General features: G+C 72.3%; 5 protein-coding genes and 1 pseudogene. 3 read left to right on the top strand and 3 right to left on the bottom strand.

The genetic code is table 11. The features are described 5' to 3' along the window. Together ABT034_RS30130 and ABT034_RS30125 are read left to right on the top strand one after the other, a co-directional pair. On the top strand, positions 1–654 hold a 654-nt coding region (locus ABT034_RS30130; protein ID WP_351220238.1), incomplete at its 5' end, for an ROK family protein. 99 nt (positions 655–753) lie between these two features. Beyond that, positions 754–2,088 (top strand): outer membrane protein assembly factor BamB family protein, encoded by a 1,335-nt coding sequence (locus ABT034_RS30125; RefSeq protein WP_351220237.1) that lies wholly within the window; start codon positions 754–756, stop codon positions 2,086–2,088. A gap of 32 nt (positions 2,089–2,120) precedes the next feature. Here ABT034_RS30125 and ABT034_RS30120 read toward each other — a convergent pair whose 3' ends face one another. Continuing rightward, positions 2,121–3,035, bottom strand: a complete 915-nt coding sequence (locus tag ABT034_RS30120; protein ID WP_351220236.1) for an aldo/keto reductase — start codon at positions 3,033–3,035, stop codon at positions 2,121–2,123. 54 nt (positions 3,036–3,089) lie between these two features. Here ABT034_RS30120 and ABT034_RS30115 point away from each other — a divergent pair, with 54 nt between their 5' ends. Continuing rightward, a complete protein-coding gene (locus ABT034_RS30115) occupies positions 3,090–4,160 on the top strand; it encodes a helix-turn-helix transcriptional regulator (protein ID WP_351220235.1) in 1,071 nt (356 codons plus the stop codon). On the opposite strand, the pseudogene ABT034_RS30110 reads toward ABT034_RS30115, so the two are convergent. Beyond that, positions 4,070–5,266, bottom strand: a pseudogene (locus ABT034_RS30110) (MFS transporter); the annotation flags it as partial. The gene ABT034_RS30115 and the pseudogene ABT034_RS30110 sit on opposite strands and share 91 nt — an antisense overlap. An 88-nt stretch (positions 5,267–5,354) precedes the next feature. Then, complete coding sequence (locus tag ABT034_RS30105; protein ID WP_351220234.1) at positions 5,355–6,491, bottom strand: XdhC family protein; 1,137 nt, start codon at positions 6,489–6,491, stop codon at positions 5,355–5,357. Positions 6,492–6,517 lie beyond the last annotated feature (26 nt).

Genomic DNA, 6,517 nt, shown 5'->3' with positions numbered 1-6,517 from the left:
GGCGCGCGAAGTGCGGTGGTCGTGCTCTTCGGCTCGGGCGTTGGCGCCTGCGTGGTCACGGACCCGCTGGGTCCGGGGCGGGCGGTGGAGTGGGGGCATCTGACGGTACGGGTGCGGGGTCGCCGCTGCCGTTGCGGAGCCCGGGGCTGCCTGGAGGCGTACGCGGGCGCGGAAGCCCTCCTGGAACGGTGGCGGGAGGCCGGAGGCCGGCCCCCGGCGGGCGCGGACGAGGAGACGGCGCTGACGGCGATGCTCGCCGCCGCCTACCCGGCCGACCAGGACACCGCCCCCGACGAGAAGGCACTCGCGGTCCTGGAGGAGACAGCCGAATACCTCGGCGCCGGCTTCGCCGACCTCATCAACCTCTTCCAGCCCGAACGCATCCTCGTCGGCGGCTGGGCCGGCCTCCAACTGGGCACCCGCTTCCTCGAAACGGTCAAGAACTACGCCACGGAGTACGCCCTGAAGTACCCGGCGGCCCGCGTCACCATCGGCCTGGGCACGCTTGGCCCCGACGCGGTCACGGTCGGCGCGGCCATCCTGCCGCTCGCCGACTTCTTCGCCCGAGGCGGCCGACGAGCCGAGACGGACCCCACCGAGGAACAGCCGGCCTGGGCCTCGACCGTACGGGACAGGACGGCGCAGTCGACGTGACCCGGCCCTGAAGGACCGGGCCGAGACGATGTCTTATGATCTCCGGTATGAGGGATGCTCGGCGTGCCTTTCGGGGGCGTCGCGCCGGGGGGAGCGAGCATGGCCGAGAGAACCGATGACGACGCGTCTTCACGCGGAGGACGACTCGGCTGCATGCTGCTCCTCGGCGCTGCGGCCGTGGTCCTGATCGGCTCCGTCACCGCTGGATGCCTCGCCTTCACAGACCGATTCCCGGGCGACTCGATGGACATCGCGTGGGAGGCACCCGCCGACGGCAAGGGCTCCGAGCAGGGCAACGGCGCCTGGCTGGTCGGTGACACCTTGGTGCGCAGCCGCTTCGACGCGGCGTCCGGCTACGACGCCCGGACCGGCGAACGCGTCTGGGACTACCGGCCGCCCGGCCGCTCGCAGATCTGTGTCGCCGAAGCCGACGTCGACAGCGCCGTCCTGCTCGTCGCACGAGACGACGAGAACCGCCCTGCCGCGTCCCGGCGCGAGCTCTGCACCACCGTGGCCGCGATCGACATGAAGAACGGCCGCGAGATCTGGCGCGCCCCGCTGCCCGCCCCTGGCGACGACCCTCGCTTCGAGCGCCGCCTGGTGGCCGCGGGAGGAGGCCTCGCCGTGATCGCGGACAAGGGGCTGCGCGCCCTCGACGTACGCACGGGCCAGTCCCGCTGGACAGCGGCCGTTCCCGCGAACTGCGTTCCGGGGAAGGCCACGCCGGCCAAGCGCCGCGTCGCCGCCGTCCTCGCCTGCGGCGACCCCGAGAAGCGCCGGACGGACAACGGCATGCCCGAAGACGCCGAACTCCACGCGGCTGCCTTCGCGCCGACCACCGGCGCCCTCCTGTGGTCCACCCCGCTCGGCGACCGCGAGCCGGTCCGATGGGACAAGATCTCATCCGTCCTCTCGGCCGACCCGGTGGTCGTCTCCGCAGCCTCGGACAGTGGGGACAAGGCGTCCGGGGCCTACTACTCCTTCGGCGCGGACGGCCGACCCCATCCGCCCATTGACTACGACGGCGACAATGGCCACCTCGACGACAAACTGCGCGTCGCGGCGGTGGACGACACCAGGCTCTACGCGCTGGCCGGCTACTACCGCAAGGGCGGCACCCGGCATCGTGCGGTCGCCTTCGACCTGGCCACCGGTGAGCTGGCCTGGAAGGCAGACCTCGACAACCTCCCGGGCGTCAACATGCGCCTCCAGGACGGCAAGCTCACGGTGATCGTCAAAGGCAGCGCGACGTCGGCGGTCCCGGACGAGGACCTGTACGTCCTCGACGCCGCCACCGGCAAGGAACGCGACTCCCGCAGCTTCCACGACGCCGTGGCCCCCGCGGACGAGGTCTTCGAGCACAAGGGCCTGCTCATCGTCGCCCGCCTGGGGGGCTCCGCCGAACCCGTCTTCACCGCGTACGAACGCTCGTAACCCCGAAATCCTCCGGTCGGTCCGGACCCGCCCTAGGCCGGCGGGTCCAGGCGCTGCCGCTGGGAGTCGGTGAGGCGGAGGTCCGCCGCGTCGAGGTTCTCCTCCAGGTGGGCGAGCGACCCCGTTCCGGGGATCGGCAGGACGACCGGGGAACGGGCGAGCAGCCAGGCGAGCAGGACCTGGGGAGTGGTGGCGCCGAGTTCGTCGGCGACGGAGGCGACGGCGGCGAGCGCGGATGCCTGACCGGGGTCGGCCGCCGCGGCGACGGGGCGCCAGGGCAGGAAGGCGATGCCGGCGGCCTCACACGCCTCCAGAACCGACTCGTGTTCCCGGTCGAGGAGGTTGTAGCGGTTCTGGACGCTCGCGATCTCGGCGGTCTGCCGCGCCTCGGCGAGCTGCGCGGTGGTGACCTCGGAAAGACCGATGTGCCCGATCTTCCCTTCCCGCTGCAACTCGCGGAGCCCGCCCACCTGTTCGGCGACTGGGACCTCCGGGTCGATCCGGTGCAGCTGGAGCAGGCCGATGCGCTCGGTCCGGAGCCGGCGCAGGCCGTGCTCGACCTGCTCGCGCAGGCTCTCCGGTCGTGCGTCGTACGCCCAGCCTTCCGGGCCGCCCTGGACGACCCCGACCTTGGTGGTGATCAACAGGCCGTCCGGATACGGGTGCAGGGCCTCGGCCAGGAGTTCCTCGTTGGCTCCCCATCCGTACATGTGGGCGGTGTCGATCAGGGTGACGCCCCGTTCGACCGCGCGCCGGGCGACCAGCAGAGCGGCTTCCCGCTCGGGGCCGGGCGCGGTCGGAAGGCGCATGGCGCCGAACCCGAGACGGTCCACCCGGAGTTCGCCTCCGACGGAGAACGTGCGCTCGCCTCCGGTCGAGGGCGTGTCCTTGCCTCCGGTGGAGGACGCGGTCGCCGTGTCCGGAGTGCGCTCTGTGCTTGAAGTCATCGGTTTCCCCCTCACCGACGACGATACCGGGCCCGGAACTGGAATGATCGGTGCATGCGCGCGGCCCGGCTCCTCTCCCTCGTCCTCCTGCTCCAGAACCGGGGCAGGCTGACGGCCGGTGAGCTCGCTGAGGCGCTGGGTGTCTCGGTGCGGACCGTCTACCGGGACATCGACTCGCTGAGCGGCGCGGGCGTTCCGGTCTATGGGGACGCCGGGCACCACGGCGGTTTCGAGCTGCTGGGCGGCTACCGGACCCGACTCACCGGACTGCACGCCGACGAGGCCGAGTCCCTGTTCCTGGCCGGGCTGCCCGGTGCGGCGGACGACCTGGGACTGGGCGAGGTGCTGGCGGCGGCACAGCTGAAACTGACCGCGGCGCTGCCGGCTCCGGTGCGGGACCGAGCCGGCCGGGTCCGCGAGCGGTTCCACCTCGACGCTCTCGGCTGGTACCGGGAACAGGACTCCCCGCCCGCTCTCGTGGCGCTCGCCGACGCCGTGTGGAACCAGCGGCGGATCCAGGTGCGCTACCGCCGCTGGGCCGAGCCGCAGGAGGTCGAGCGCGAGCTCGACCCCTACGGCCTGGTCCTCAAGGCGGGCGTCTGGTACCTCGTCGCAGCGGTGGACGGCGCGGTCCGGACCTACCGGGTGTCGTCGATCCTCCGCCTGGACGCCGGAGAGGAGACCTTCGAGCGCCCCGACGACTTCGACCTGGCCGCTCACTGGCAGGATTACCTCACCGTCTACGACGCCCGCAGGCTGCGGCTTCAGGCCTCCGTCCGGATCGCCCCGGCGATGCTGTCCGCGCTGCCGGACCGGCTGGACGCGGCACTGGTCCGCGCCGTCCAGGCCTCGGCAGGGCCGCCGGAGGCGGACGGCTGGGTGACGGCCACGGTGCCACTGGAGTCGGTCGAGTCGGCGGTCCCGACGCTGCTGTCACTGGGGCCGGAGGTCGAGGTGCTGGCTCCCGAGGAGCTGCGCCGCAAGATCGCGGAGACGGCCGCTGCCGTACTCGACCGGTACCGACCGGCGGATGCACCGGGCCGGGTGGAGGCCGGCGACCTCAGCAGCAGTCCGGCCGACAGGGTCGCCAGCAGCGCGAGGGCTGCGAGGACCCCGAAGCCGTAGCGCGTGTCACTGCGATCGGTGATCATCGCGACCAGGAACATCACCCCGACCGTGGCCGCGAGCCCGCCGCCGTTCGCCAGCCCGAAAACCCTGCCCACCGAGGACTCGTCGGCGGAGGCCATCAGCATGGTCCGGGAGGCGATCCTGGCCTGCCCGAAGACGAACGCACCCAGCGGCACCCCGACGAGATAGCCGACGATCCCGAACTGGCTCTGCAGCACCAGGCCGACGCTGCAGAGCAGAAAACCCACGACGGCGATGCGCAGGTCCGGACTGCGTCTGCTGACGATCCGGTACGCACCGGCAGCCGCCAGGAAACCGAGGCCCCCGAGGGCGTCCACGGCGCCGAACGTCGCCGGCCCCAGGTGGAGTTCTCCGATGACGGCAGTGGGCAGAAGAGCGTTGAAGACCGTGACGACCACGCTCCCCTGGGCGTAGAGCAGGATGAAGCTGCGCATCCGCAGCGGCCCGCGCGGCGCTGCCGGGGTCGGTGCCGGCTCCCCGGTGGCGGTGGCCGTCGGCGCCCGGTCCGGACGGCGCCCCACCGCGGCGACGCAGAGCGCCGAGACGATGAAGGTCCCGGCGTTGAACACCAGGAGCGGCACGGCGCCGAACGCCTGGACGGACAGCCCGCCGATCGTCGCCGACAGCAGCATCCCCGCCTGCGTCGCCATCTCGTAGCGGGCGTTGAAGCGCCGCAGCCGGTCCGCCGGGACCCGTTCCTTGATCAGCGCGGAGCTTGCCGGGAAGAACAGGGCACTGACCGCGGCCAGTGCCAGGTTGGCGCCGTAGATCCCAGGACCCGGGGCGCCTCCGCAAACCAGCCACAGTGGCAGCCCGAGGGCCAGCGCCGCGCTGGCGACATCGCAGCCGATCCACAGGTTCCGCCGGTCGAAGCAGTCGGCCAGCCGTCCGAAAAGGGGCGACAGAAGCGCCTGCGGACCGGCGACGGCGATGAAGAGCCAGCCGACGGCCATCATCGTCTGCTGCTCCCTGATCATGAGCAGCGCGCCGACGATGAGCTGGATGTTGTTGCCGAGAGCGGTGGCGAAGGCCGCGGGCACGAGCAACCGCTCGGCGCGGCGGGAGTGGTGACGGAGGATCATGGCGTCAGTCTCCGGAGGTTCACTGACATCTTCTGTCAGTGAACCTCCGTCGCCGTGTCCGGTGCCGCCGTCCCGTACGGGCCGGCTCTCAGGCGACGGAACCTATCCGTCCGGCCGGTTCGCGGGGGCCGTCGTGGTGGATCGGGGTGTGGGCGCCGGTGAGGGAACGGCCGCTGCCGCCGCGGCGGTTGGCGACGATCTCCGCGCCGATGGAGAGGGCCGTCTCCTCCGGCGTACGGGCTCCGAGGTCGAGGCCGATCGGGGAGCGCAGGCGGGTGAGTTCGAGTTCGGTGACGCCGACCTCGCGCAGGCGCTTGTTGCGGTCCTGGTGGGTGCGGCGGGAGCCCATCGCGCCGACGTAGGCGACGGGAAGCTTGAGGGCGGCCTTGAGGAGGGGGACGTCGAACTTGGCGTCGTGGGTGAGGACGCAGAGGACGGTCCGGCCGTCGGTCTCCGTGGACTCCAGGTAGCGGTGGGGCCATTCGACGACGATGTCGTCGGCCTCGGGGAAGCGGGCCGGCGTCGCGAAGACGGGCCGCGCGTCGCACACGGTGACGTGGTAGCCGAGGAACTTGCCGACCCGGACGAGGGCGGCGGCGAAGTCGATGGCGCCGAAGACGATCATGCGGGGGGCGGGGACGGAGGACTCGACCAGGAGGGTCAGCGGCTGCCCGCAGCGGCTGCCGTCCTCGCCGATCTCCACGGTGCCGGTGCGGCCCGCGTCGAGCATCGCGCGGGCCTCGCCGGCCGCGGTGCGGTCCAGCTCGGGGTGACCGCCGAGCTTTCCCTCGTACGAGCCGTCGGGGCGGACCAGGAGGGCCCGGCCCATGAGGTCCTCGGGGCCGGCGACGATCCGGGTCAGGGCCGCCGCCTCCCCCGTGGAGGCGGCCGTGAGCGCGGCGGGGAAGACCCCGCCGCGGACCGGGGTGACGAGGATGTCGATGATGCCGCCGCAGGTCAGACCGACCGCGAAGGCGTCCTCGTCGCTGTAGCCGAAGCGCTCGACGACGGTCCTGCCGTCTTCGAGGGCCTGCGTGCACAGGTCGTAGACCGCGCCCTCCACACATCCTCCGGAGACCGAGCCGATCGCCGTGCCCTCGCTGTCGACGGCGAGTGCGGCACCCGGCTGCCGGGGCGCGCTGCCGCCGACGGCCACCACGGTGGCCACGGCGAAGTCACGTCCCTGCTCGACCCACCGGTTCAGCTCTTCGGCGATGTCCAGCATCTCGGTTCTCCTCTGGAAGGTGTGGG

The sequence above is a fragment of the Streptomyces sp. NPDC002773 genome (assembly GCF_040295605.1).
GTDB lineage: Bacteria > Actinomycetota > Actinomycetes > Streptomycetales > Streptomycetaceae > Streptomyces.
Note: the sequence above shows the minus strand (reverse complement) of the source record. Positions and strands in the feature narration are given on the sequence as shown.

Bases quoted from the DNA above. Each gene is read 5' to 3' on its own strand.
- ABT034_RS30125 (WP_351220237.1), top strand. From the start codon at position 754: ATGGCCGAGAGAACCGATGACGACGCGTCTTCACGCGGAGGACGACTC.
- ABT034_RS30120 (WP_351220236.1), bottom strand. From the start codon at position 3,035: ATGACTTCAAGCACAGAGCGCACTCCGGACACGGCGACCGCGTCCTCC.
- ABT034_RS30115 (WP_351220235.1), top strand. From the start codon at position 3,090: ATGCGCGCGGCCCGGCTCCTCTCCCTCGTCCTCCTGCTCCAGAACCGG.
- ABT034_RS30105 (WP_351220234.1), bottom strand. From the start codon at position 6,491: ATGCTGGACATCGCCGAAGAGCTGAACCGGTGGGTCGAGCAGGGACGT.